Source organism: Aliiroseovarius sp. S1123, from assembly GCF_023015885.1.
GTDB lineage: Bacteria > Pseudomonadota > Alphaproteobacteria > Rhodobacterales > Rhodobacteraceae > Aliiroseovarius.
Genome location: NZ_JALKBE010000005.1, coordinates 202,407 through 224,803 on the forward strand (window position 1 = coordinate 202,407; position 22,397 = coordinate 224,803).

At 60.7% G+C, this 22,397-nt stretch carries 27 protein-coding genes; 22 read left to right on the forward strand and 5 right to left on the reverse strand.

What is annotated here, in order from left to right; all coding sequences use genetic code 11:
* The first annotated feature begins 171 nt into the window (after positions 1–171).
* The 9 genes from MWU53_RS11440 to MWU53_RS11480 all read left to right on the forward strand — a co-directional run bounded on the left by MWU53_RS11440 (position 172) and on the right by MWU53_RS11480 (position 8,818).
* Positions 172–399: a DUF6732 family protein gene (locus tag MWU53_RS11440; RefSeq protein ID WP_247093429.1), complete on the forward strand. Its 228-nt coding sequence runs from the start codon at positions 172–174 to the stop codon at positions 397–399.
* Complete coding sequence (locus MWU53_RS11445; RefSeq protein ID WP_247093431.1) at positions 396–1,679, forward strand: sirohydrochlorin chelatase; 1,284 nt, start codon at positions 396–398, stop codon at positions 1,677–1,679. The genes MWU53_RS11440 and MWU53_RS11445 overlap by 4 nt, the downstream gene beginning before the upstream one ends.
* Positions 1,676–2,332 (forward strand): precorrin-8X methylmutase, encoded by a 657-nt coding sequence (locus MWU53_RS11450; protein WP_247093433.1) that lies wholly within the window; start codon positions 1,676–1,678, stop codon positions 2,330–2,332. Before MWU53_RS11445 ends, MWU53_RS11450 begins: the two co-directional genes overlap by 4 nt.
* 66 nt (positions 2,333–2,398) lie before the next feature.
* Positions 2,399–3,598 (forward strand): precorrin-6y C5,15-methyltransferase (decarboxylating) subunit CbiE, encoded by a 1,200-nt coding sequence (cbiE, locus tag MWU53_RS11455; RefSeq protein WP_247093435.1) that lies wholly within the window; start codon positions 2,399–2,401, stop codon positions 3,596–3,598.
* Complete coding sequence (gene cobI / locus MWU53_RS11460) at positions 3,595–4,296, forward strand: precorrin-2 C(20)-methyltransferase (protein ID WP_247093437.1); 702 nt, start codon at positions 3,595–3,597, stop codon at positions 4,294–4,296. The genes cbiE and cobI overlap by 4 nt, the downstream gene beginning before the upstream one ends.
* Complete coding sequence (cobJ, locus tag MWU53_RS11465; RefSeq protein WP_247093439.1) at positions 4,287–6,086, forward strand: precorrin-3B C(17)-methyltransferase; 1,800 nt, start codon at positions 4,287–4,289, stop codon at positions 6,084–6,086. The genes cobI and cobJ overlap by 10 nt, the downstream gene beginning before the upstream one ends.
* Entirely contained in the window at positions 6,083–6,874 is a 792-nt protein-coding gene (gene cobM / locus MWU53_RS11470) for a precorrin-4 C(11)-methyltransferase (RefSeq protein ID WP_247093441.1), read from the forward strand. Before cobJ ends, cobM begins: the two co-directional genes overlap by 4 nt.
* 65 nt (positions 6,875–6,939) lie before the next feature.
* Positions 6,940–8,373, forward strand: a complete 1,434-nt coding sequence (locus tag MWU53_RS11475) for a deoxyribodipyrimidine photo-lyase (RefSeq protein ID WP_247093442.1) — start codon at positions 6,940–6,942, stop codon at positions 8,371–8,373.
* A gap of 64 nt (positions 8,374–8,437) precedes the next feature.
* On the forward strand, positions 8,438–8,818 hold the full coding sequence (locus tag MWU53_RS11480; protein ID WP_247093444.1) for a hypothetical protein: 381 nt from the start codon (positions 8,438–8,440) through the stop codon (positions 8,816–8,818).
* 57 nt (positions 8,819–8,875) lie between these two features.
* Here MWU53_RS11480 and MWU53_RS11485 read toward each other — a convergent pair whose 3' ends face one another.
* On the reverse strand, positions 8,876–10,048 hold the full coding sequence (locus tag MWU53_RS11485) for a MalY/PatB family protein (RefSeq protein WP_247093446.1): 1,173 nt from the start codon (positions 10,046–10,048) through the stop codon (positions 8,876–8,878).
* 82 nt (positions 10,049–10,130) lie between these two features.
* Here MWU53_RS11485 and def (MWU53_RS11490) point away from each other — a divergent pair, with 82 nt between their 5' ends.
* The 4 genes from def (MWU53_RS11490) to MWU53_RS11505 are packed head-to-tail and all read left to right on the forward strand — an operon-like array spanning position 10,131 to position 12,338.
* Positions 10,131–10,670: a peptide deformylase gene (gene def, locus MWU53_RS11490; RefSeq protein ID WP_247093448.1), complete on the forward strand. Its 540-nt coding sequence runs from the start codon at positions 10,131–10,133 to the stop codon at positions 10,668–10,670.
* Positions 10,667–11,164, forward strand: a complete 498-nt coding sequence (gene def / locus MWU53_RS11495; protein ID WP_247093450.1) for a peptide deformylase — start codon at positions 10,667–10,669, stop codon at positions 11,162–11,164. The genes def (MWU53_RS11490) and def (MWU53_RS11495) overlap by 4 nt, the downstream gene beginning before the upstream one ends.
* Entirely contained in the window at positions 11,161–12,060 is a 900-nt protein-coding gene (gene fmt / locus MWU53_RS11500) for a methionyl-tRNA formyltransferase (RefSeq protein ID WP_247093452.1), read from the forward strand. Before def (MWU53_RS11495) ends, fmt begins: the two co-directional genes overlap by 4 nt.
* A gap of 38 nt (positions 12,061–12,098) precedes the next feature.
* The gene (locus tag MWU53_RS11505) at positions 12,099–12,338 is read left to right on the forward strand and encodes a GlsB/YeaQ/YmgE family stress response membrane protein (RefSeq protein WP_247093454.1); all 240 of its coding nucleotides are present in this window, start codon (positions 12,099–12,101) and stop codon (positions 12,336–12,338) included.
* 10 nt (positions 12,339–12,348) lie between these two features.
* On the opposite strand, the gene rnhA is transcribed toward MWU53_RS11505, so the two are convergent.
* From rnhA to MWU53_RS11525, 4 genes are all read right to left on the reverse strand, one after another.
* Complete coding sequence (gene rnhA, locus MWU53_RS11510; protein ID WP_247093457.1) at positions 12,349–12,801, reverse strand: ribonuclease HI; 453 nt, start codon at positions 12,799–12,801, stop codon at positions 12,349–12,351.
* 18 nt (positions 12,802–12,819) lie between these two features.
* A complete protein-coding gene (locus tag MWU53_RS11515) occupies positions 12,820–13,407 on the reverse strand; it encodes a class I SAM-dependent methyltransferase (RefSeq protein ID WP_247093458.1) in 588 nt (195 codons plus the stop codon).
* A gap of 6 nt (positions 13,408–13,413) precedes the next feature.
* The gene (ispH, locus tag MWU53_RS11520; RefSeq protein WP_247093461.1) at positions 13,414–14,364 is read right to left on the reverse strand and encodes a 4-hydroxy-3-methylbut-2-enyl diphosphate reductase; all 951 of its coding nucleotides are present in this window, start codon (positions 14,362–14,364) and stop codon (positions 13,414–13,416) included.
* A 106-nt stretch (positions 14,365–14,470) separates the two neighbouring features.
* Positions 14,471–15,028: an NYN domain-containing protein gene (locus tag MWU53_RS11525; RefSeq protein WP_163040756.1), complete on the reverse strand. Its 558-nt coding sequence runs from the start codon at positions 15,026–15,028 to the stop codon at positions 14,471–14,473.
* Between the two features lie 102 nt (positions 15,029–15,130).
* On the opposite strand from MWU53_RS11525, the gene folK reads away from it, so the two are divergent.
* The 9 genes from folK to rnc all read left to right on the forward strand — a co-directional run bounded on the left by folK (position 15,131) and on the right by rnc (position 22,395).
* Entirely contained in the window at positions 15,131–15,727 is a 597-nt protein-coding gene (folK, locus tag MWU53_RS11530; RefSeq protein ID WP_247093464.1) for a 2-amino-4-hydroxy-6-hydroxymethyldihydropteridine diphosphokinase, read from the forward strand.
* Positions 15,728–15,808: 81 nt separating this feature from the next.
* Complete coding sequence (rpoZ, locus tag MWU53_RS11535; RefSeq protein WP_163040754.1) at positions 15,809–16,165, forward strand: DNA-directed RNA polymerase subunit omega; 357 nt, start codon at positions 15,809–15,811, stop codon at positions 16,163–16,165.
* Between the two features lie 61 nt (positions 16,166–16,226).
* Positions 16,227–18,335, forward strand: coding sequence for a bifunctional (p)ppGpp synthetase/guanosine-3',5'-bis(diphosphate) 3'-pyrophosphohydrolase (locus tag MWU53_RS11540; RefSeq protein WP_247093526.1), 2,109 nt, complete (start codon positions 16,227–16,229; stop codon positions 18,333–18,335).
* Between the two features lie 35 nt (positions 18,336–18,370).
* On the forward strand, positions 18,371–19,018 hold the full coding sequence (locus tag MWU53_RS11545) for a DUF2062 domain-containing protein (RefSeq protein ID WP_247093466.1): 648 nt from the start codon (positions 18,371–18,373) through the stop codon (positions 19,016–19,018).
* A gap of 36 nt (positions 19,019–19,054) precedes the next feature.
* Positions 19,055–19,807 carry a pyridoxine 5'-phosphate synthase gene (locus MWU53_RS11550; protein ID WP_163040750.1) on the forward strand — a complete coding sequence of 251 codons (753 nt, stop codon included), beginning with the start codon at positions 19,055–19,057 and terminating at the stop codon, positions 19,805–19,807.
* Positions 19,804–20,427: a LysE family translocator gene (locus tag MWU53_RS11555; RefSeq protein ID WP_247093468.1), complete on the forward strand. Its 624-nt coding sequence runs from the start codon at positions 19,804–19,806 to the stop codon at positions 20,425–20,427. Before MWU53_RS11550 ends, MWU53_RS11555 begins: the two co-directional genes overlap by 4 nt.
* Positions 20,424–20,822, forward strand: coding sequence for a holo-ACP synthase (gene acpS, locus MWU53_RS11560; protein ID WP_247093470.1), 399 nt, complete (start codon positions 20,424–20,426; stop codon positions 20,820–20,822). Before MWU53_RS11555 ends, acpS begins: the two co-directional genes overlap by 4 nt.
* 116 nt (positions 20,823–20,938) lie before the next feature.
* The gene (gene lepB / locus MWU53_RS11565; RefSeq protein ID WP_247093472.1) at positions 20,939–21,718 is read left to right on the forward strand and encodes a signal peptidase I; all 780 of its coding nucleotides are present in this window, start codon (positions 20,939–20,941) and stop codon (positions 21,716–21,718) included.
* Entirely contained in the window at positions 21,715–22,395 is a 681-nt protein-coding gene (rnc, locus tag MWU53_RS11570) for a ribonuclease III (protein ID WP_247093474.1), read from the forward strand. The genes lepB and rnc overlap by 4 nt, the downstream gene beginning before the upstream one ends.
* The last annotated feature ends 2 nt before the right edge of the window (positions 22,396–22,397 follow it).

Below are 22,397 nucleotides of genomic sequence, written 5' to 3' on the forward strand. Positions count from 1 at the left end.
CGTCTTTCCCATTGCGCCCATCCCACACGCTTTCTATAGAAAACCCAACGAAGCCCATAGGGCCAGAGAGGTTGGCTGCAGACGATCGACCCAGTTAGGGGATCAGACGCAGCGTCGTTGAACGAAAGAGGCAACCTCTTTGCGCCCGCTTTATGCGTGAAAGGATGCCGCATGACCCGTTTTGCTCTTGTTGTTCTTGGCCTTCTGGCCGGCCCGGCCATTGCCCACCCCAGCCATATCGGAGACGTCGCAGGACATGACCATATTGGGGCGATTATCCTGATTGGTCTGGCAGCAGGCATTGGCCTGTGGGCGGCGCTGAAGGGCCAAAAGGGAAAAGATGCCGACGCTGACAAGGCCGAGGCAGAAGCTGTAGACGAAGAGCCGCAGGAGGCATGAGCGTGTCGAAAATTGGTGTGATGATCTGCGGGCATGGCTCGCGCAGCCAGGATGCGGTGGACCAGTTCGCGGTCCTAGCGGAAAAGCTTCCGGCCTATTTCCCGGACGACTGGATGACCGACTATGGCTATCTGGAGTTTGCAAACCCGGTGATCCGCGACGGGCTGGACCGTCTGCGTGAAGCGGGCTGTGACCGCATTTTGGCCGTCCCGGGCATGTTGTTTGCCGCGATGCACACCAAGAACGACATTCCGACGGTTCTGAATTCCTACGCTGAAAAGCACGGGATCGACGTCACCTATGGGCGCGAACTGGGCGTGGACCCCAAGATGATCGCCGCTGCCGGTGCGCGCATTCAGGAAGCCGTCGACGCCGCCAATGCCGAGAAGGGCGAGGTGCCGCTGGAGGAAACCTGCCTTGTGGTGATCGGCCGTGGTGCCTCGGACCCTGACGCCAACGGCAACGTCGCCAAGGTGGCGCGTCTCTTGCAGGAGGGTATGGGCTTTGGCTGGCTGGAAGTGGGCTATTCCGGCGTGACTTTCCCTCTGGTCGAACCCTGCCTGAACCACGTGACCAAGCTGGGCTATAAACGCGTCATCGTGTTCCCGTATTTCCTGTTCACCGGCATCCTGATTGACCGGATTTATGGCTTCACCGACAAGGTCGCTTCTGAAAACCCGGACATCCATTTCGTCAAAGCGGGTTATCTGAACGATCACCCGAAAGTGCTGGAAACCTTCGCCGAGCGCGTGACAGAGCAGCTGGGCGACGTGCGCCCGCCGAACTGCGGCACCTGTGGTTATCGCACGCAGGTTCTGGCAATGGATGGCGGCGAAGAGAAAACCATTTCTGTCGAGGATCGCGAAAAGCACCCCGCCTTTGCAGACGTCCCGCCGCCCACCTGCGTGATGTGCAAATACCGTGTCGAGGTTCTGGGCTTCGAGGCCGAGGTTGGCGCCATTCAGGAAAGCCACCACCACCACGTCGAAGGGCAGGGGGCATCCGCGCCCGGCTCGAACGTGGCGGATTGTAAGCTGTGTGACACGTTCTGCACCGGCGAATGCCGCCTGTATATGGGACATCACCACCACCATCACGATCATGACCACAGCCACGATCATGACCACAGCCACGACCATGATCACCATCATGACCACGATCACCACCACCATCATGATCACGACCATGACCATCATCATCACCATGATCATGACCACGTGCACGCCGAATACCCTCATGCGAAACACCCGCATGGCCCAGAATCGGCACGCTCGAAATGAGCACGGGCCGTCCCCCTCTGCGCTATGAACGCGACCCGATGGCGATCTATGCCGAAAGCTTCGCGACCCTGCGCCGCGAAGCTCGGTTGGAGCGGTTCCCCGGTGGCATGGCGGCGCTTGCCACCCGTGTGATCCACGCTTGCGGCATGGTCGAGGTCGCGGACCGTCTGGCGTTCTCGGAAAACGCCTATCAGGTCGGCCACGAGGCGCTGAAATCCGGCGCGCCCGTCTTTTGCGATTGCGAGATGGTGGGCGCGGGGATTATTCGCCGCTATCTGCCTGCCGGGAACGAGGTAATCGTCACCCTGAACGACCCGCGCACGCCCCCGCTTGCCAAGGAAATCGGCAACACGCGCTCCGCCGCGGCGGTCGAGCTGTGGGCGGATAAGCTAGAAGGCGCTGTCGTTGCCGTGGGCAACGCCCCCACCGCGCTGTTCCACCTGTTGGAGTTGATCGACGCGGGCGGGCCTAAACCTGCCGTGATCCTGGGTTTCCCGGTGGGCTTTGTCGGCGCTGCCGAAAGCAAAGCGGAACTGGCCAACGACTCGCGTGGCTGCGAATTCGTCGCCCTGCGCGGACGGCGCGGCGGCTCGGCGATTGCATCGGCTGCTGTGAACGCCTTGGCGGCAGGACTGCCGGAGGAAAAGAAATGATCCCGTTTTCTTCCCAAGAAAACGGACAAGTTTCTTCGAAGAAACTTGGTGTCAGGAGCAAGTGACATGACCCAACCTTGGCTGCATATCATCGGCATTGGCGAAGATGGCGTTGACGGGCTGGCGCCTGCGACCCGCGCGGTTCTGGATGCGGCCGAGGTCATTGTGGGCGGCAAACGCCATCACGAGATGCTGGACACCGAGGCCGAGCGCCTTGCGTGGCCCTCGCCCTTCAACAGCCTGATTGCCGAACTTGAAGCGCGGCGCGGCAAACGTGTGGCGGTGTTGGCGACGGGGGATCCTTTATGGTTCTCGGTTGGGGCCAAGATTGGCCGTCATTTCGATGCATCACAGATCGTCTTCCACCCGCAGGTCGGCGCGTTCCAATTGGCCGCCGCCCGCATGGGCTGGTCGATGGCGGATTTGGAAACCCTGACCGTGCATGGCCGCCCGGTCGAGCAGATGATTGCCTTCATCCAACCCGACGCACGCCTGCTGATCCTGACCACAGGCGCCGAGACTCCCGGGCAGATTGCAGCCTTTCTGACTGAGCGTGGGTTTGGCAAATCCCGCATGACCGTGCTGGCCCACATGGGCGGCGACAAGGAAGCACGCTTCGATGGGCTGGCGGAAAGCTGGGACCATGAGGTGCCCGAGTTCAACACGCTGGCGGTAGACTGTGTTGCCGCCCCTGACGCCGCGCTTCTGCCGCGCGTGCCGGGGCTGGCAGACGAGCTGTTCCAATCCGACGGCACCATGACCAAGCAAGAAGTCCGCGCGATCACTCTGGCAAAGCTGATGCCGATGCGCGGTGCGTTGCTGTGGGATATCGGGGCGGGCTGTGGCTCGGTCGCGGTCGAATGGATGCGTGGCGCGCGCTATGCCCGCGCCATCGGGATTGAGCCCAAACCGGAACGCCGCGCTATGGCGGCTGCGAACGCGCTGGCGCTGGGCGTGCCACGTCTGGAGCTTGTCGACGGCATGGTCCCTGCTGCGCTCGACGGGTTGGATGCCCCCGATGCGGTATTCATCGGTGGTGGCCTGACCGAAGAAACTTTCGACGCCGCATGGGCGGCGTTGCGCCCTCTGGGCCGTCTGGTCGCCAACGCGGTCACCATCGAAAGCGAGATGTGCCTGACCGCGCTGCACAAGAAACATGGCGGACAGCTGGTGAAACTGTCTGTGGAACGCGCGGAAGCGCTGGGGTCGCTGTCCGGTTGGAAGCCCCTGCGCCCTGTCACCCAATGGAGCCTGATTAAACGATGAACGGAACCCTATATGGGATCGGCCTTGGCCCGGGAGACCCCGAGCTGATGACGCTGAAGGCTGCGCGCCTGATTGCGGCGGCGAAGGTCGTGGCCTATCCGGCGCTGGAGCGCGGAGACAGCTTTGCCCGGTCGATTGCCGCTGACCTGATCGCGGAAGACGCGGACGAGATCCGCATTCCGGTGCCCATGAGCGTCGAGCGTGCACCGGCACAAGCCGCCTATGATGCAGGCGCCGCGCAGATCGCCGAGCGTCTGGAAGCGGGCGACGATGTGGTGGTGCTGTGCGAGGGCGACCCGTTCTTCTATGGCTCGTTCATGTACCTGTTCGCCCGCCTGTCGGATCGGTTCAATTGCGACATCATCCCCGGCGTGACCTCGATCACCACCGTGGCCGCCCGGGCGCAACGCCCTCTGGTCGCGCGCAACGAACGCCTGACCGTGCTGCCCGGCCCGCTGGACGAGGACGAGCTTCGGTCGCGTATCGAAGGCGCAGAGTCGGTGGCGATCATGAAAGTCGGGCGTCACTTGCCCAAGATCCGCAGCGTGATTGATGACCTCGGCCTGACTGCGAAAGCCACCTATGTGGAACGCGCCAGCCTGCCGGAAGAGGTCGTGCTGCCCCTGTCCGAGGCCCCTGAAAAGGCCCCTTATTTCTCGATGATCCTGCTTGCGAAAGGAACCGACCCATGGCTGTAACGCCTGTTGTTATCTGCTTGAATGCTTCAGGCGAACCTCTGGCCCATAAGGTCGCTGCCCTGTTGGGCGCACAGGTGCATGGCCGCGAAGGCCGTGTCGAAAAAGCCGATGCATTCTTCCCCAACGCGCTGGATCACGTGCGGATGCTGTTTGCCGCGGGCACGCCCATCGTCGGCGTCTGCGCTGCGGGCATTCTGATCCGCGCGGTTGCGCCGATCCTTGCCAACAAACTGGCCGAACCGCCCGTTGTGGCCGTCGCCGATGATGGATCCGCCGTGCTGCCGTTGCTGGGCGGGCATCGCGGGGCCAATCGTCTGGCAACTCAAATCGCAGCCGGGATCAACGCCACCGCTGCCGTCACCACCGCAGGTGACGTGTCGATGGGCGTGGCGCTGGACGAGCCGCCGGTGGGCTATCGTCTGGCCAACCAGAAGGACGCGAAAGAGGCCATGGCAGAACTGCTGTCGGGCGCTGGCGTTTCGATCGTGGGCGAGAACATTTTTGACATCGATGACGCGGGCGGCGCGGTCGAACTGGTTGTGACCGAGGCTCCGGTTGAGACCGGCCCGACGCGTCTGGCCTATCACCCGCAACGCTTCGCGCTGGGTGTGGGTTGTGCGCGCAATGCGGACCCCGAAGAGCTGTGGCAGAACGTGTCCGAGCAACTGGTCGCCGCCAATATCGCCCCCGAGGCCATCGCTTGCGTCACCTCGCTGGACCTGAAAGCCGACGAACGCGCGATGAATGATTTGGCGCGCCGTCTGGACGTGCCGTTCCGCGTGTTCACGGCAGAGGAACTGGAAGCCGAAACCGCGCGTCTGGCGAACCCCTCGGACGTCGTGTTCGAAGAGGTCGGATGCCACGGCGTGTCGGAAGGTGCGGCGCTGGCCGCCGCTGGCCCGGACGCCGAACTGGTTGTCGAAAAGGTCAAAACCGCCAACACCACATGCGCCATCGCGCGTGCACCCGAGCCCATTACCGAGATGCGTGGCCGCACCCGTGGCAAGCTGTCCATTGTCTCGATCGGGCCGGGCCAGCACACATGGCGCACGCCGGAAGCCAGCCATCTGCTGCAAGAGGCCGAGGAGCTGGTGGGCTATGGCCTGTATATCGACCTGATCGGCCCGCTGGCCGCTGGTAAAACCCGCTCGGACTTCCCGCTGGGCGGCGAGGAAGATCGCTGCCGTTACGCGCTGGAACAGGCGGGCAAGGGCAAGAACGTCGCGCTGGTTTGCTCGGGCGACGCGGGCATCTATGCGATGGGCGCGTTGGTGTACGAACTCCTCGACCGTACCGCCGAGGAAAAAGGCGTCAGCGATGCAGCGCGTCGGGTCGAGGTTGTGTCCACACCCGGTGTGTCCGCGCTGCAAGGTGCAGCCGCCCGTGCAGGCGCACCGTTGGGCCACGATTTCTGCGCCATTTCACTGTCGGATCTGCTGACCCACCGCGAGGATATCGTGAAGCGCCTTCACGCTGCCGCTGAGGGTGACTTCGTGATCGCCTTCTACAACCCCGTGTCAATGAAGCGCCGCACTCTGCTGGCCGAGGCACGTGACATCCTGCTGAAGCATCGCCCGGCAGATACGCCGGTGATGCTGGCCTCGAACCTTGGTCGCCCGACCGAGAACATCCGCTATCGCCGTCTGGACGAATTGCAGGTGGACGAGGTCGACATGCTGACCGTGGTGCTGGTGGGCTCGTCGAACTCGCGTCTGGCGCAACTGGGCGAAGGCCCCCGTATGTTTACCCCGCGCGGCTATGCCCGCCGCATTGATGGAGATCTGTCATGACCGTCTATTTCATTGGTGCCGGCCCCGGCGATCCCGAACTTCTGACCCTGAAAGCGCAGCGCGTCATTGGCGAGTGTCCGGTGTGCCTTTATGCGGGGTCTCTGGTCCCGCCGCAGGTTGTCGCCTGCGCCCCTGACGATGCGAAAGTCATGGACACCGCCGCGATGACGCTGGACGACACCCACGCCGAAATCAAAGCCGCCCATGCGCGTGGGCAGGACGTGGCCCGTGTGCATTCCGGAGACCCGTCTCTTTACGGTGCGATTGCTGAACAAATCCGCCGCCTGAATGCGGATGGGATCGACTATCAAGTCATTCCGGGTGTGCCCGCCTACGCTGCTGCTGCGGCCGCCTTGGGGCAGGAACTGACCATCCCGGAAATCGCCCAGTCCATCGTTCTGACCCGGATGTCGATGCAGTCGACCTCGATGCCCGAGGGTGAAAGCCTTGAGAATTTCGCCAAGACCGGCGCGACGCTGGCCATCCACCTGGCTGTGCGCAACATGCGCGAGATCGAGCGCGTGCTGACCCCGTATTATGGCGAGGATTGCCCGGTGGTCGTCGCCTATCGCGTCGGCTGGCCGGACGAGATGTTCATTCGTGGCACGATCAAGGATATTCGCAAGAAAGTCCGTGCCGAAAAGATCACTCGCACCGCGCTGATCCTAGTCGGCCCGGCGTTGGATCGTGGCCGTGACTTCAAGGATTCCGCGCTTTACGATCCCGAGAAGCCCCACGTGCTGCGCCCGGTGGTGGGTGTCGATCTGGTCGAGGATCACAATACCTGATCTAAAAGCACTGATCTAAATACGGTGGCGGGACGTATACTCTATGTCCTACACATGAGGCATTCATGAGCACGTCCCGCCCCGCCATCCTTCTGTATCGCAATGATCTGCGTCTGTCTGATCATGCAGCCCTGACCGCCGCCTGTGCTGGTGGTCGCCCCGTTATCTGCCTTTTCGTGAACGATCCTCACCCCGCTGATCCGATTGGTGGGGCGCAGCAGTGGTGGTTGCATCGCTCTTTAACCGCCTTGGTGTCGCAGATCGATCAGCTGGGCGGGCAGTTGGTATTGCGATCAGGTCCGACTCAGATGGTACTGTCGCAGGTGATCGCGGAAACCGGCGCGGACGAGGTGCACTGGTCGCGTCGTTATACGCCCAATGCGGTTGCCGCGGACACCGTCCTGAAGACGCAGCTGAAGGCGCAGGGCATTCGGGCCGAAAGCCACGCGGGGCGGTATTTATTCGAGCCGTGGCAGGTGGCAACCAAATCCGGCACGCCGTTCCGTGTCTTCACCCCGTTTTGGCGCGCCTGTCTGGCGCAGTTGGATCAGGTCTCGCCTGCCTTGCCGATCCCCTCTGACCTGACATTCCATCGCCAATTGTCGAGCGAAGACCTGCCCGATTGGGGATTGCTGCCAACGCGCCCCAACTGGGCCGCGGGCTTTGGACCCCATTGGACACCGGGCGAGGCTGGCGCGGTTGCGCGTTTGGATCACTTCCTGACCACGCGGGCGCGAGGTTACGCCGAGGGCCGGGACTTTCCGGCCGAGGCGCGGATCTCGAACCTCTCGCCGCATTTGCAGATGGGAGAGATCACACCGCGCCAGATCTTGGCCAGTCTGCGCCGTGCCGAACTGACCAGAGATATTGGCGAACGGGACGCGACCAAATTCCTCGCCGAACTCGGCTGGCGCGAATTCGCGGCCTATTTGCTCTATCACACGCCCAGCTTGCCGCATGTAGAGTTCCAGCCAAAATTCGTCCCCTTCCCGTGGCGCGACGCGCCCAATGATCTGACCGCGTGGCAGCGGGGGCAGACCGGGTACCCGATCGTGGATGCCGGTATGCGCGAGCTTTGGCAGACCGGCACGATGCATAACCGCGTGCGGATGATCGTGGCCTCGTTCCTGACCAAGCATCTGCGCATTGATTGGCGCGCGGGGCTGGCGTGGTTCCATGACACGTTGCTGGATGCGGATGTCGCGTCGAACGCGGCCAGTTGGCAGTGGGTGGCAGGCTGCGGGGCGGATGCTGCACCCTATTTCCGCATTTTCAATCCCATCACACAGGCCTCGAAATTTGACCCGACCGGCGCGTATATCCGCCAGTGGGTGCCCGAGCTGTCGGCTCTGCCGGACCGTTATCTGGGCGCCCCGTGGCAAGCGTCCGAGGCCGTGCTGCATGGGGCGGGTGTGCGCTTGGGGGCGACCTATCCCCACCCGATCGTGGACCATGCCAGCGCGCGAACTGCTGCGCTTGATGCCTTCGGTGAGCTTTAGCTGAGGGCAGCAATCTAACTCATGGTTAACACTCCGTTTACTTGACCGAGACATATCTTGTGCCATGATAGTCATCTGCGTTGGGAGGGGACGAACCGTGGAATATCTTCCGAAAGAGGTGCGCGAGGGGCTGGAAGCGGCGCGCAAGAAAGACCTCAAGAAAAAAAGCCGTTTGCGCATTCGTGTGAATGAAGAGGTGTTCCCGGTGCTGAAGTTCTGGGAGACAGGATTCGCGCTGGATGCTGAACGTGCGCCGCATCTGCGCGGGTTGGTGGACCTCTATGACGGGTCGAGGCATCTGTATCAGTGCCTGATCATTGCCTCGGAAGAGGAAGACGGTGAGATGAAGTATGAATTCAAGCGCAAGGCCGAAGCGCATGACGCCGTGCCGCGGGACTATGCCCGCGAAGACAATGCGCCGGTTGCCCTAATCGAAGGCAAGTAACTCTGAGTTTCTAACAAAAGGCCCGTGCTGGAGTGATCCGCGCGGGCCTTTTGTGTGTCACTGTAAGTCTGCAAAGGCGCGCTGCATGCGGGTGATGGCGTCTTCGACCCGCGCGCCTTGCGTGGCCAGATTGAAGCGTTGGAAGCCTTCGCCTCCGGCGCCGAATGACGGGCCGGGGCTGACGGCGATTTTGGCGTCGTCGCGAATGCGGGCAATCACCTCGTCATGGGTCATGCCAGTACCCGAGAAGTCGACCCAGGCCAGATAGGTCGCTTCAAGCGGCATGGATTTCACGCCGGGGATGGCATTGATCGCGGCGTCGAACATTTTGCGGTTGCGGTCCAGATGCGCGATCTGGGCGTCTGCCCATTCTGCGCCCTCGGGCGAGTAAGCTGCGGTGATCATCGACACAGCCAACATGCCGGGGGCATAGTCCATCTGATAGAGCTTGCCGCGCATCGCGTTGCGCAGTTCATCATCGGGGATGATCATGTTGCCGGTGCGCTGGCCTGCGATGTTGAAGGTTTTTGAGGCCGCGGTCAGCGTAATCAGACGCGGAAGCGATTCCGGGGCAGCAACGGCGGTCGGGACAAACTTATGGCCCGGATAGACCAGATCCTGATGGATCTCGTCCGAGACAAGCATAAGGTCATTCTTTTCAGCGAACGCAGCGATGGCTTTCAGCTCGGCTTCTGTCCAGACCCGGCCCGAGGGGTTCTGCGGCGAGCACCACAGGATCATCTTCTCGTTGCCGGTCAGACGCGACTGTGCGTCCTCCAGATCCAGTTCGTACCGGTCGCCGACAAGTTTCAGCGGACATTCGACCACCTTGCGTCCGTTCTTGCCGATCTTCATAGCGAATTCGTGATAAACGGGGGTGAAGATCACAATGCCATCGCCGGGCTCGGTCCACGTCTGAAGGCACAGAGCAATCGCGTTGCCCAGACCTTGGCTGGACAGAACCCAATCCGGGTTCACGTCCCAATTGTGTCGTGTGCGCATCCACCACGCGACGGCTTCTTTGTAGGCATCATATTCCCAAGAATAACCGAACACGCCATGCTCGACAGCTTTGCGGGCCGCTTCGATCACGCAGGGCGCGGTTTCATAGTCGCTGTCCGCTGTCCACATCGCCAGCCCGTCTTCCTGTGATACGCCGAACAGCTGCTCCATCTTGTCCCATTTCGAGGAGTGCGTGCCCCGGCGCTCGGTCATCTTGTCGAAATTCATGGTGTCTCCTTCGGGATGGCATTTTGGGCACGTTAGCGGCTTTGGCGGCGGGTGCAAGCCAGCCATTGCACGAAAGGGGCGCATGTCCTACATGCAGCATATGACCATCAAACCGATCCTTATTCACCCCGACCCGCGCCTGAAAAAGGTGGCCGACGCTGTGCCGGACCTGTCCGATGACTTGCGGACATTGGCCGACGATATGCTGGAAACCATGTATGACGCGCCGGGCATCGGTCTGGCGGCGCCCCAGATTGGCATTCTGAAACGTCTGATCGTGCTGGATTGCGTGCGGGACGAAGACGAACCGCGGCAGCCCTTGATCATGTTCAACCCCGAGGTCATCCAGTCCTCGGACGAGTTGAACGTCTATGAAGAAGGCTGCTTGTCGATCCCGGATCAATTCGCCGAAGTCACCCGCCCGAAAGAGGTTCGAGTGCAGTGGCTGGATCGCGACGGTAACCTGCAGGAACGCGATTTCGACGGGCTTTGGGCGACCTGTGTCCAGCACGAGATCGACCACCTGAACGGCAAGTTGTTCATTGATTATCTGAAGCCGCTGAAGCGCCAGATGATCACCCGCAAGATGCAGAAACTGAAGCGCGAGCTAGCCCGGTCGTGACCCACCGCCCCTATGTGAAATACCCGCATAAAAGCCTGCGCACGGCGGCTGAACCGGTCGAGGCCGTGACGGATGACATTCGCGCCATCTGGGACGAGATGATCTTTGCGATGGATTCGATGCCCGGTGTTGGACTGGCGGCACCTCAGTTGGGGATCATGCTGCGCTTGGCGGTTGTGGATGCGTCGGACGAACGCGGGCAGGCGGTGCGCATGGCGAACCCCGAAATCCTGCACGCCTCGACCCAATCGCGTGAACACGAAGAAGCCAGCCCGAACCTGCCCGGCGTCTCTGCCGTGATCAGCCGCCCGCGCGCCGTGACCGTGCGGTTCCTGAACGAGGCGGGCGAGGTCGAGGAGCGCGATTTCGTGAACATCTGGGCCACTTCGGTACAGCACCAGATCGATCACCTGAACGGCAAGATGTACGTCGATCACCTGTCGAAGGTGAAGCGCGACATGCTGGTGAAAAAGGCAAGGAAGCTGAGCCGATGAGACTGGTCTTCATGGGCTCGCCCGACTTTTCCGTTCCGGTGCTGGAAGCGCTGGTCGAGGCCGGGCATGACATCGCCGCCGTTTATTGCCAGCCGCCTCGTCCCGCTGGGCGCGGCAAGAAAGACCGCCCCGGTCCGGTCCATGCGCGGGCGTTGGAGCTGGGGTTGGAGGTGCGTCACCCTGTGTCCTTAAAGGGTGCCGAGGAACAGCAAGCCTTTGCCGATCTGAACGCGGATGCTGCGGTTGTCGTCGCCTATGGCCTGATCCTGCCGCAAGCCATTCTGGATGCGCCAACGCATGGCTGCCTGAACATCCATGCCTCGCTTCTGCCGCGCTGGCGGGGGGCCGCGCCCATTCACCGTGCGATCATGGCGGGCGATGCCGAAACTGGCATTTGCATCATGCAGATGGAGGCCGGTCTGGATACGGGCCCCGTCCTGCTGCGCGAAGCGACACCCATCGGGGCCGAGGAAACCACGGCCCTGTTGCATGATCGTCTGGCGACGATGGGATCACGAATGATCGTGGACGCTCTGGCGCGGTTGGACGATCTGACCCCCGAGGCGCAGCCTGAGGACGGCGTGACCTATGCCGCGAAAATCGACAAGGCCGAGGCGCGGGTGGATTGGACCCGGCCCGCAGTCGGCGTGGATCGCCTGATCCGTGGCCTGTCCCCGTTCCCCGGCGCGAAATGCGATATGGCGGGCGAGCAGGTGAAGCTTTTGGCCTCGCGTCTGGTGGATGGAAACGGCACACCCGGACAGGTTCTGGACGGGCTGACCATCGCTTGCGGAGACGGCGCCGTGCAGATCCTGCGTGCCCAACGTCCCGGCAAACGCGCGATGGAGGCCGAAGACTTCCTGCGCGGCTTTGACATGCCCGATCAGGTCGGTTGAACCTTTCAATCCGCACGCTCTGACCCCATATTGATCACATGTCGATTATATTTTTGATCATCGTTGGTGCTGCTGCGGGTTTTCTGGCCACGCGCATCATGGACGTGCGCACGGATGTCCCCACGACAATCGCCATTGGTGTGGGCGGGGCGTTGATCAGCGGTCTTCTGATGCGTGCTTTGATGATGGTTGGCAGCATTGCCTTCGGAGCAATCGGAGCCGTGCTGGGGGCCATTCTGCTGATCTGGCTGTGGCAGAGATACTCGGGCCGCAGCTAGGCAGAAAGTCTTAGCTCTTGAAGGGCGCCATGCCTGCCCGCGCCAGTTCGTCTGCGCGTTCGTTTTCCGGATGGCCTGCGTGGCCCTTCACCCACTCCCACGTCACGTGATGGCGCGCTTGGGCTTCGTCCAGACGCTGCCAAAGCTCGGCATTCTTCACGGGCTTCTTGGCAGCGGTTCTCCAGCCGTTGCGCTTCCAGCCGTGGATCCAACCAGTCACGCCGTTCTTCACATACTGGCTGTCGGTAATGACGGTGATCGCGCAGGGCTTGCCCAAAGTCTCAAGCGCCATGATGGCGGCCATAAGCTCCATCTGGTTGTTGGTGGTCAGCGCCTCGCCACCCTTCAACTCGCGCTCCTTGACGACGGCATTCCCTTCCTTAGCCTGCAAAAGCGTGCCCCAGCCGCCGGGGCCGGGGTTGCCGGAACAGGCGCCGTCGGTATAGGCGAAAAATTCAGCCATGAGTGTGTTCCTTTCGCCTTAGCTGTGCGCGTGCAGGACAATCCAGTTGGATGAACGGCCATCCAGCCCAGTGCCCTTGCCCAGAATGCGGGTGATGAGTGTAAAGCCTGCCGAGGTCAACAGCTCTTCCAGCTCATCCTGTTGGTAATAGGTGTAAAACCGCCCCAGATCATCGCGGGCATCGCCCATGCCCAGTTTGACGCCGATGTGCAGGATGCCCTTCGATTTCAGCAGCTTGTGAAGCCGGGTCAGCATGACGGGCATCTCGGCACGTGGTAGGTGGAGCAGGCTGAAATTTGCAAAGACCCCGTCATAGAGGGCGTGCCCGTCGATCTGGTGAAACAGAGCCTGTCGCGCAGGAACGCCGTGATCGCGGGCGCGTTTCACCATCGCGGTGGAGCCGTCCGTGGCATCCACAGTCAGTCCGTGGTTCATCATCTGTTTTGCGGTCAGGCCGGGACCACAGCCTAGGTCCAAAACATGCGCGTGTGGGGGCAGTTCCGCGATGAAACCGTCCAGCCCCGGTGTGTCCTTGATCGCGACCCGCGCCTCGTATTCGGCGGCTTGGGCGTCATAGACGTCAAGGGTCTGGCGATCTTCTGACATGAAGGGTCAGGCTGGCACACGCAGCACGCGCGGCACTTTGAATTCGATGTTTTCCTGCGCGGTTTCGACCAGTTCCACGGTCACGTCATAGCGGTCGCGGAAGGCGTCGATCACCTCGTCCACCAACACTTGCGGGGCGGATGCGCCTGCAGTCAGCCCGACCGTGCGGATGCCTTCAAGCGAGCGCCAATCGATCTCGGACGCGCGCTGCACCAGCATGGAATAGTCGCAGCCATTGGCGCGCGCGACCTCGACCAAGCGGCGCGAGTTCGAGCTGTTGGGCGCACCGATCACCATAACCGCATCCGATTGCGGCGCGATGGCTTTGACGGCGTGCTGACGGTTGGTGGTGGCGTAGCAGATGTCTTCTTTGTGCGGGCCAACAATGGCGGGGAAACGCTCGCGCAGGGCGGCGACAATACCGGCGGTGTCGTCCACGGACAGGGTGGTCTGGGTGATATAGGCCAGCTGTTCTGGATCGCGCGGTTCCAGCGTGGCGACATCCTCGGCGGTTTCGACCAGCAGGACTTCTCCGTCGGGCAGTTGGCCCATCGTGCCGACCGTTTCCGGGTGGCCTTCGTGGCCGATCATGACCATTTGCAATCCATTGTCGTGATGACGCTCGGCCTCGATATGGACTTTCGAGACAAGCGGACAGGTGGCATCGACATAGACCATTTCGCGACGCGAGGCTTCTGCAGGGACGGATTTCGCAACGCCGTGGGCCGAGAAGATCACCGGGCGATCAGTGGGGCATTCGTCCAGCTCTTCAACGAACACGGCACCCTTTGCGCGCAGCCCATCCACAACGAATTTGTTGTGCACAATCTCGTGCCGCACATAGATCGGGGCCCCCCATTTCTCGATCGCCATTTCGACGATCTTGATGGCGCGATCCACACCAGCACAAAAGCCGTTGGGGGCTGCAAGATATAGGGTCAGGGCGGGTTTTGTCATGGCGTCCTCCGATCTGGGTCAGAGGTAAGGGTTTTCACGCGGGTCGTCCAGAGCCGCCCCCAAAAGGAAACAGGCCGGAGCGTCTGCCCCGGCCTGCCCATTCAGATCAATCGCGGTCTTCGGGACCATCAAATTCGCGCGGCGGGCGGCCGATCACGTCTTTCAGCTCTTCCAGCTCGATGAAGTTGTCAGCCTGGCGGCGCAGTTCATCGGCGATCATTGGCGGCTGGCTGCGGATGGTCGAAACCACCGACACACGCACGCCTTTACGCTGAAGTGCGGCCACCAGCGGGCGGAAGTCGCCGTCGCCCGAGAACAGAACCGCGTGGTCGATGTGGTCGGCAAGCTCAAGAGCATCGACCGTCAGTTCGATGTCCATGTTGCCTTTGACTTTCCGGCGGCCCATGGAATCGGTGTATTCCTTGGCTGGCTTCGTCACCATCGAGAAGCCATTATAGTGGAGCCAGTCCACCAGGGGGCGAATGGGTGAGTATTCGTCGTTTTCCAGAAGTGCTGTGTAGTAGAATGCACGTAGCAGCTTGCCGCGGCGCATGAATTCTTGTCTGAGCAGCTTGTAATCGATGTCAAACCCGAGCGACTTAGCCGCTGCATAAAGGTTAGAGCCATCGATGAAGAGTGCGAGTCGCTCGTCGCGATAGAACATTAATTATTCCTTTCCAATTAACTTCGCCGAGCAATTCCGTGAGTGGTAGGATTAAAATCACTTAACGAAGAAACATGTGACGTAATCTAGGGAACACACGCTGTGCCGCAAGCTAAAAATCAACAAAAAGTCTATACAAAGGCATGGGTTCTGCTTGGAAGTAACGCCACTTTCGCTCTCAAAGAATCGGCGAAGCTGGTGCGAGATGCGCTGGGTTGCTTTTCCGAGCGCGGTTTAAGAATCACCTCCTTAAGTCGCTATTATAGCACAGCTTGTTTTCCAGCGGGTGCCGGGCCGGATTTCATCAATGTTGCAGCAGAGTTAGAGGTGGATGAACCCGCGGAAGTCGTGCTGCAGAAATTGCATGACATCGAGCATGAGTTCGGGCGCGAGCGGCCCTCGCGCTGGGCGCAGCGCACGTTGGATATTGATCTGATCGCCTATGGGGATTGCATCACCCCGGACCGCGAGACGTTCGAACATTGGATGAATCTGCCGCTGGATGAGCAGATGAAACATGCCCCGGATCAGCTGATTTTGCCTCATCCGCGGGTTCAGGATCGCGGGTTCGCATTGATTCCTCTGTCTGACGTTGCGCCGGACTGGCGCCATCCGGTTTTAGGCAAATCCATCAAAGAGATGGCAGACGCTCTGTCGGAAGAGGCAAAAAAAGAGGTTTCGCCCTTTGAAATGGGCTGATAAGGGGCGTTTCTGCTTGTCATTGCCAGTTCAGCGGCATAGATAGGCGTTTCACATCCCCTTGCAAGGAATGGAGCGGACATGGCCCGTGTGACGGTTGAAGATTGCGTTGATAAAGTGCCGAACCGGTTTGATCTGGTAATGCTGGCATCGCATCGCGCGCGTGAAATTTCGGCAGGTGCCGAGATCACTGTGGATCGCGACAACGACAAGAACCCCGTTGTGGCTCTGCGCGAAATTGCGGACGAAACCCAGACGGCGGACGAACTGCGCGAGCGCATGATCGAGGATCACCAGACTCAGATCGAGGTGGACGAGCCCGAAGAAGACAGCATGGCGCTGCTTATGGGTGCTGAAGCCGCTGACAAGCCTGCTGACGACGACATGTCGGAAGAAAAGCTGCTGCGCGCGCTGATGGAAGCGCAAGGCCAAGGCTGATCGAAAGCGAACGGAGGCGTCACGAGTGACGAGCTGGAAAGACGAGCTTGTTGATCTCGATATCGACGGTCTGATCGAACGCATTTCGACGTACAATCCTAAGTCCAATTCGGACCTGCTTATGGCCGCCTTTGAATATGGCGGCCAAATGCATTTTGGGCAGTATCGCCATTCGGGCGATCCCTATTACATGCATCCCTTCGCCGTGGCCGACATTCTGGCGGATATGCAGCTGGACGATGCGACCATCGTCACCGCGTTTCTGCACGACACGATCGAAGACACTGGGTCAACCTATGGCGAGGTGTCCGAGCTGTTCGGCAAAGAGATTGCCGAGCTTGTGGACGGCGTCACCAAGCTGACCAATCTGCAGCTGTCCTCGTCCGAGACCAAGCAGGCCGAGAATTTCCGCAAGCTGTTCATGGCCATGTCCAAGGACATGCGCGTCATTTTGGTCAAGCTTGCCGACCGTCTGCACAACATGCGCACGATCAAGGCAATGCGCCCGGACAAGCAGATCCAAAAATCGCGCGAGACGATGGATATCTACGCCCCGCTTGCAGGCCGCATGGGTATGCAGTGGATGCGGGAAGAGCTGGAAGATCTTGCCTTCCACGTGCTGAACCCCGAGGGGCGAAGCTCGATCATGCGGCGGTTCCTGCGGCTTCAGAAGGAAAGCGGTGATGTGATCGAAAAGATCACCGGCGACATCCGGCTGGAGCTGGACACGGCGGGCATCGAGGCCAAGGTATTTGGCCGCGCGAAAAAGCCCTATTCCATCTGGCGCAAGATGGAGGAGAAGGGACAAAGCTTCTCGCGTCTGTCCGACACATACGGCTTCCGGGTGATCACTGAAAGTGACACGGATTGCTATCGGGTTCTGGGGGCGATCCACCGACGCTGGCGCGCGGTTCCGGGTCGCTTCAAGGACTACATCAGCCAGCCCAAATCGAACGGCTATCGCTCGATCCACACTACGGTGTCGGGTCGCGATGGCAAACGGGTCGAGGTTCAGATCCGCTCGCGCGAGATGCACGAGGTGGCGGAAACCGGTGTGGCGGCGCATTGGTCCTATCGTGACGGGATCCGGGTGGAAAACCCCTTTGCCGTTGATCCCGCCAAGTGGATCGCCTCGCTCACGGAACGGTTCGAAACGGCGGATGACCACGACGAATTCCTCGAGCATGTGAAGCTCGAGATGTATCAGGACCAAGTGTTCTGCTTCACCCCGAAGGGCGAGGTCGTCAAACTGCCACGTGGCGCGACGCCCTTGGATTTTGCTTACGCGATCCACACACGGATTGGCGACAGCTGCGTGGGTGCAAAAGTCGACGGCATCCGCGTCCCCCTGTGGACGCGCGTCAAGAACGGGCAGTCGGTCGAGATTATGACCGCCGAAGGACAAAGCCCGCAGGCGACTTGGATCGACATTGTTGTGACGGGTCGCGCCAAGGCTGCCATCCGCAAGAAACTGCGCAATGACGACCGGGAACGCTATGTCCGTTTGGGCCGCGAGCTTGCACGCCTCGCGTTCGAACATGTCGGACGGAAAGTCAGTGACAAAGCGCTGGCGACAGCCGCCAAGCAGCTTCGACTGAAGGACACGGACGAGCTTTTGGCCCGTCTCGGGTCGGCCGAACTTCAGGCGCGTGACGTTGTGGGCATCTTGTATCCCGAAGCTGATCCGCACGGAGATGAGGTCGATCTTGATGCGTCCGTGATCGGGCTGGAGGCCGGGCAGGACTTTGCCCCGGCCCAATGTTGCCAGCCAGTGCCGGGTGAACGGATCGTCGGGATTTCCTATCGCGGCAAGGGTGTGATGGTGCATACGATCGACTGCGATGCGCTGGCTGATCTGGACGACGACAGCTCGCGCTGGGTCGATCTGCATTGGCACTCGGGCAAGCACCCAGCCATTCACGTGGTCAGCATCGAGCTGACGATTTCCAATGATGCAGGCGTTTTGGGGCGTATCTGCACCTTGATCGGCGAACAGAAGGCCAATATCTCGGATCTGAGATTCGTGGACCGGAAACCGGATTTTTACCGTTTGATTGTTGATGTTCAGCTAAGGGATGTCGAACATCTGCACACGATTATGCTGGCGCTTGAAGCAGACAGCGACGTGGCAGCCGTGCATCGGCATCGGGATCTGAGCCGCAAACCATAACCCACCACCGGCCGGGCAGGCGGAAGGACGTACAGGTGTTTAAACGAAATCCGCGATCGTATCTGCGAATCGTAGCGGAGTTCTTTTATCCGCGCGGCGGCTGGTACCGTGCGGCCCAATACGTGGTGCACCGCTTGCGACGCCTGCCCGATCCGGCGCATCGGATTTCGCGTGGGATTGCCGCCGGGGTGTTTGCATCCTTCACGCCCTTTTACGGTCTGCACTTCCTGACTGCGGCCATTCTGTCGTGGCTTCTGCGCGGGAACGTGTTGGCGGCGCTTCTGGCGACCTTTGTGGGCAACCCGCTGACCTTTCCCATTATTGCCGAGCTGTCGGTCAATCTGGGGCACGCTATGCTGGGGCAGGAAGTCACGGTCCACCTGCCTGAAATTGTTGCAAGTTTTGCTGCTGCAACCAATGACATCTGGTCGAACCTGAAGGCGATCTTGACCGATGATGTCGCCGACTGGTCTCAGATCAACAGCTTCTATGACCGTGTTTTCCTGCCCTATCTGGTGGGTTGTCTGATCCCAGGCATCACCGCGGGCACCGTGGCTTATATTCTGGCGAACCCGGTGATCCATGCCTATCAGCGCCGCCGGATTAACAAGCTGAAGTCGCGGTATGAAAAACGGATGGCCGAACGGTTTTCTGAGGGTGGCGGCCCCGACAAAAACAAGTAACACTTTCCCAAACGGAACCGGTGCAGGAGCACGAACATGACCCAGACCGCAGGCAAGCTTCGGCTTGGCGTGAACATTGACCACGTGGCAACCGTGCGCAACGCGCGTGGCTCGGCCTATCCGGATCCGGTGCGCGCCGCGAAACTGGCGGAAGAGGCCGGGGCCGATGGCATCACCGCGCATCTGCGCGAAGACCGCCGCCATATCCGGGACGAGGACATTGACGGGCTGATGGCGGCTTTGACCACCCCCCTGAACTTTGAATGCGCCGCGACCGAGGAAATGCAGGCGATCGCGCTGCGCCACAAACCCCATGCGGTCTGCCTGGTCCCTGAGAAGCGCGAAGAGCTGACGACCGAAGGCGGTTTGGACGTCGCCCGCAATGACAACCGTCTGGGCGACTACATCTTACCCTTGCGGGACGCAGGGTGCCGCGTGTCGATGTTCATTGACGCAGATGCCGAGCAGATCAAGGCCTCGGCGCGGATTGGTGCGGCGGTTGTCGAACTGCACACTGGCGCCTATTGCGATTTCCACGCGGAAGGGGAATTCGACAAGCGCGACGCCGAGCTGGAACGCCTGCGCGAGGGCGCGGCCTTTGCTCATTCGCTAGGGCTTGAGGTGCACGCGGGCCATGGCCTGACCTATGACACCGTCGCCCCTATTGCGGCCATGCCCGAGGTGGTCGAGCTGAACATCGGCCATTTCCTGATTGGTGAGTCGATCTTCCGCGGTATGCCTGATGCCATCGCCGAGATGCGCCGCCTGATGGACGAGGCGCGGGGATGACGGGTGTCGAGCTTGCCATCGTGTGGTTAGGATGGGTGTTGGCAGGTGCCTCGCCGGGACCGGCTACGCTTGGCATTGCGGCGACCTCGATGTCTGAAGGACGGCAACAGGGTCTTGCCTTTGCTGCTGGAATACTTGCCGGAGGAGCCTTCTGGGGTATTGCTGCGGCCCTTGGCATGGGCGCGCTTATGCTGAGCTACGGCTGGCTGTTCGCAACGATAAAATATGCAGGCGCTGCCTATCTTCTTTACCTGGCTGTCCGGTCCGTAAAATCCGCATTCACAGAGAAGACCATTGATCAGGGCGCTGTTGCCAGAGGATCGCGCCTATCTGCCTTCAAGAAAGGTGCGTTGGTACACTTGACCAATCCCAAAGCAATTCTGTCTTGGGGCGCGGTTTTTTCTATCATTCTGCCTCCGTCCGCACCGGGGCCGCACATCGCGGGAATGTTTGCCTTTCTGTATACCGGAGGCATTTTGGTTTTCATCGGGTATGCCTATCTGTTCTCGACCCCGAAAGCGGTCGAAATCTACCGCGATGCGCGTCGTTGGTTTGAACTTGCATTCGCGGCTCTGTTTGGCGCCGCCAGCCTGAAAATCTTGACGGTGCGTGCTGAATGATTTTGGGCATCGGCACAGACCTTGCGAATATCGAACGCATTCAGGGAACGTTGGATCGCTTCGGCGACCGATTTCGTGCACGTGTCTTTACCGACCGCGAGCTGGCCAAGGCCGCCCGTCGCAAGGATGAGGCAGGCACGCTGGCCAAGCGCTGGGCCGCGAAAGAAGCGTGTTCGAAGGCGTTGGGCACCGGGCTGACCATGGGGATCAGCTGGCGCGATATGGCGGTGTCGAACCTGCGGACAGGCCAGCCGGTGATGGAGGTCACGGGCTGGGCCAAGGACCGTTTGGACGAAATGACCCCCGCGGGGCATCAGGCCGTGATCCACGTCACATTGACCGATGATCACCCTTGGGCGCAGGCATTTGTGGTGATTGAGGCGCGGCCCGTCTAAAACCCCGGCCAAACCCGCCGAAACCCGGCGCAAAACTTGACTCCTGCCCCCCATCCGCCCATATCGCCCTCAACAGATTTCGGTCCATTGTGGCCTGACAGATAAAAGGCAGTTACATGACCGAGAAGCAGAAAGATGGCCTGTGGGAGAACGTCAAAACGATCTTCTGGGCGCTGATCATCGCCGGGATCTTCCGCACCCTATTCTTTCAGCCCTTTTGGATCCCCACAGGGTCAATGAAAGACACGCTGTTGATCGGTGATTTCCTGTTCGTGAACAAAATGGCTTATGGCTATTCGCGCTACTCTTGCCCGTTCTCAAGCTGCCCGATCTCGGGACGTATCTTTGGCTCGGAACCCGAGCGTGGAGATGTTGTCGTCTTCCGCCACCCGACCCTTGGCACAGACTATGTGAAGCGTCTGGTTGGCTTGCCGGGTGACAAGATCCAGGTCAAAAACAGCGTGCTTTGGATCAACGGTGAAGAGTCCAAACAGGTGCCGGATGGCATGTTCTCAGAAACCAAACTGCCGCAGGGACGTTTCCGCACTATTCCGCAATGTATCAACCGCCCGGTTGGTGAAGGTGGTGAGTGCCTGAAAGAAAAGTTCGTTGAAACTCTGCCCGGTGGCGTGTCGCATTCGATCCTGAACTTCGCGAACCGTAGCGTCGATAACACCAACGTGTTCACCGTGCCTGAAGGTCATTACTTCTTCATGGGTGACAACCGCGACAACTCGATCGACAGCCGAGTCAGCCCGAACGCCGGCGGCGTGGGCTTTGTGCCTGCCGAATACCTTCTGGGCCGCGCGGATCGCATCATGTTCTCGGCGGCGGGCAAACGTCTGTTCTATTTCTGGACATGGCGGTCGGATCGCTTCTTCAAGGAAATCGAGTGAAGTTGTCTGCTGATCTCATCGCCTTCACGGCACGTATCGGGTACGAGTTCTCGCAGCCCGATCTGCTGATCCGCGCGCTGACGCACGGGTCGATTTCATCGGCCACGCGTCCCGACAATCAGCGGCTGGAGTTTCTGGGCGACCGGGTGCTTGGGCTGGTCATGTCCGAGAAGCTTCTGGCCGACGATCCCAACGCGCCCGAAGGCACGCTGGCCCCGCGCTATAACGCGCTGGTGCGCAAGGAAACCTGCGCAGACGTGGCCACGCAGATTGATGTGGGTGCAGTCCTGAAACTGGGCCGGTCCGAGATGAAGACCGGCGGGCGGCGCAAACTGGCGCTGCTGGGCGACGCGATGGAGGCGGTAATTGCCGCCGTCTATCTGGATGGCGGGCTGGATCCGGCGCGGGACATGATCCTGCGTTTGTGGGGCGACCGCATCCACAAGGTCGAGGCCGATGCCCGGGATGCAAAAACAGCGCTGCAAGAATGGGCGCAGGCGCGTAAGATGGCCGTGCCGAAGTATATCGAAACAAGTCGCGAAGGCCCGGATCATGCTCCGGTCTTCACCATCGAAGTGCAGTTGCCCGATGGTCGTGCAGCGCAGGCGAAAGCCAACTCAAAACGGGCCGCCGAACAAGCTGCGGCCAAAGCGCTTCTGGCGCAGGTTGAAGGATAAAA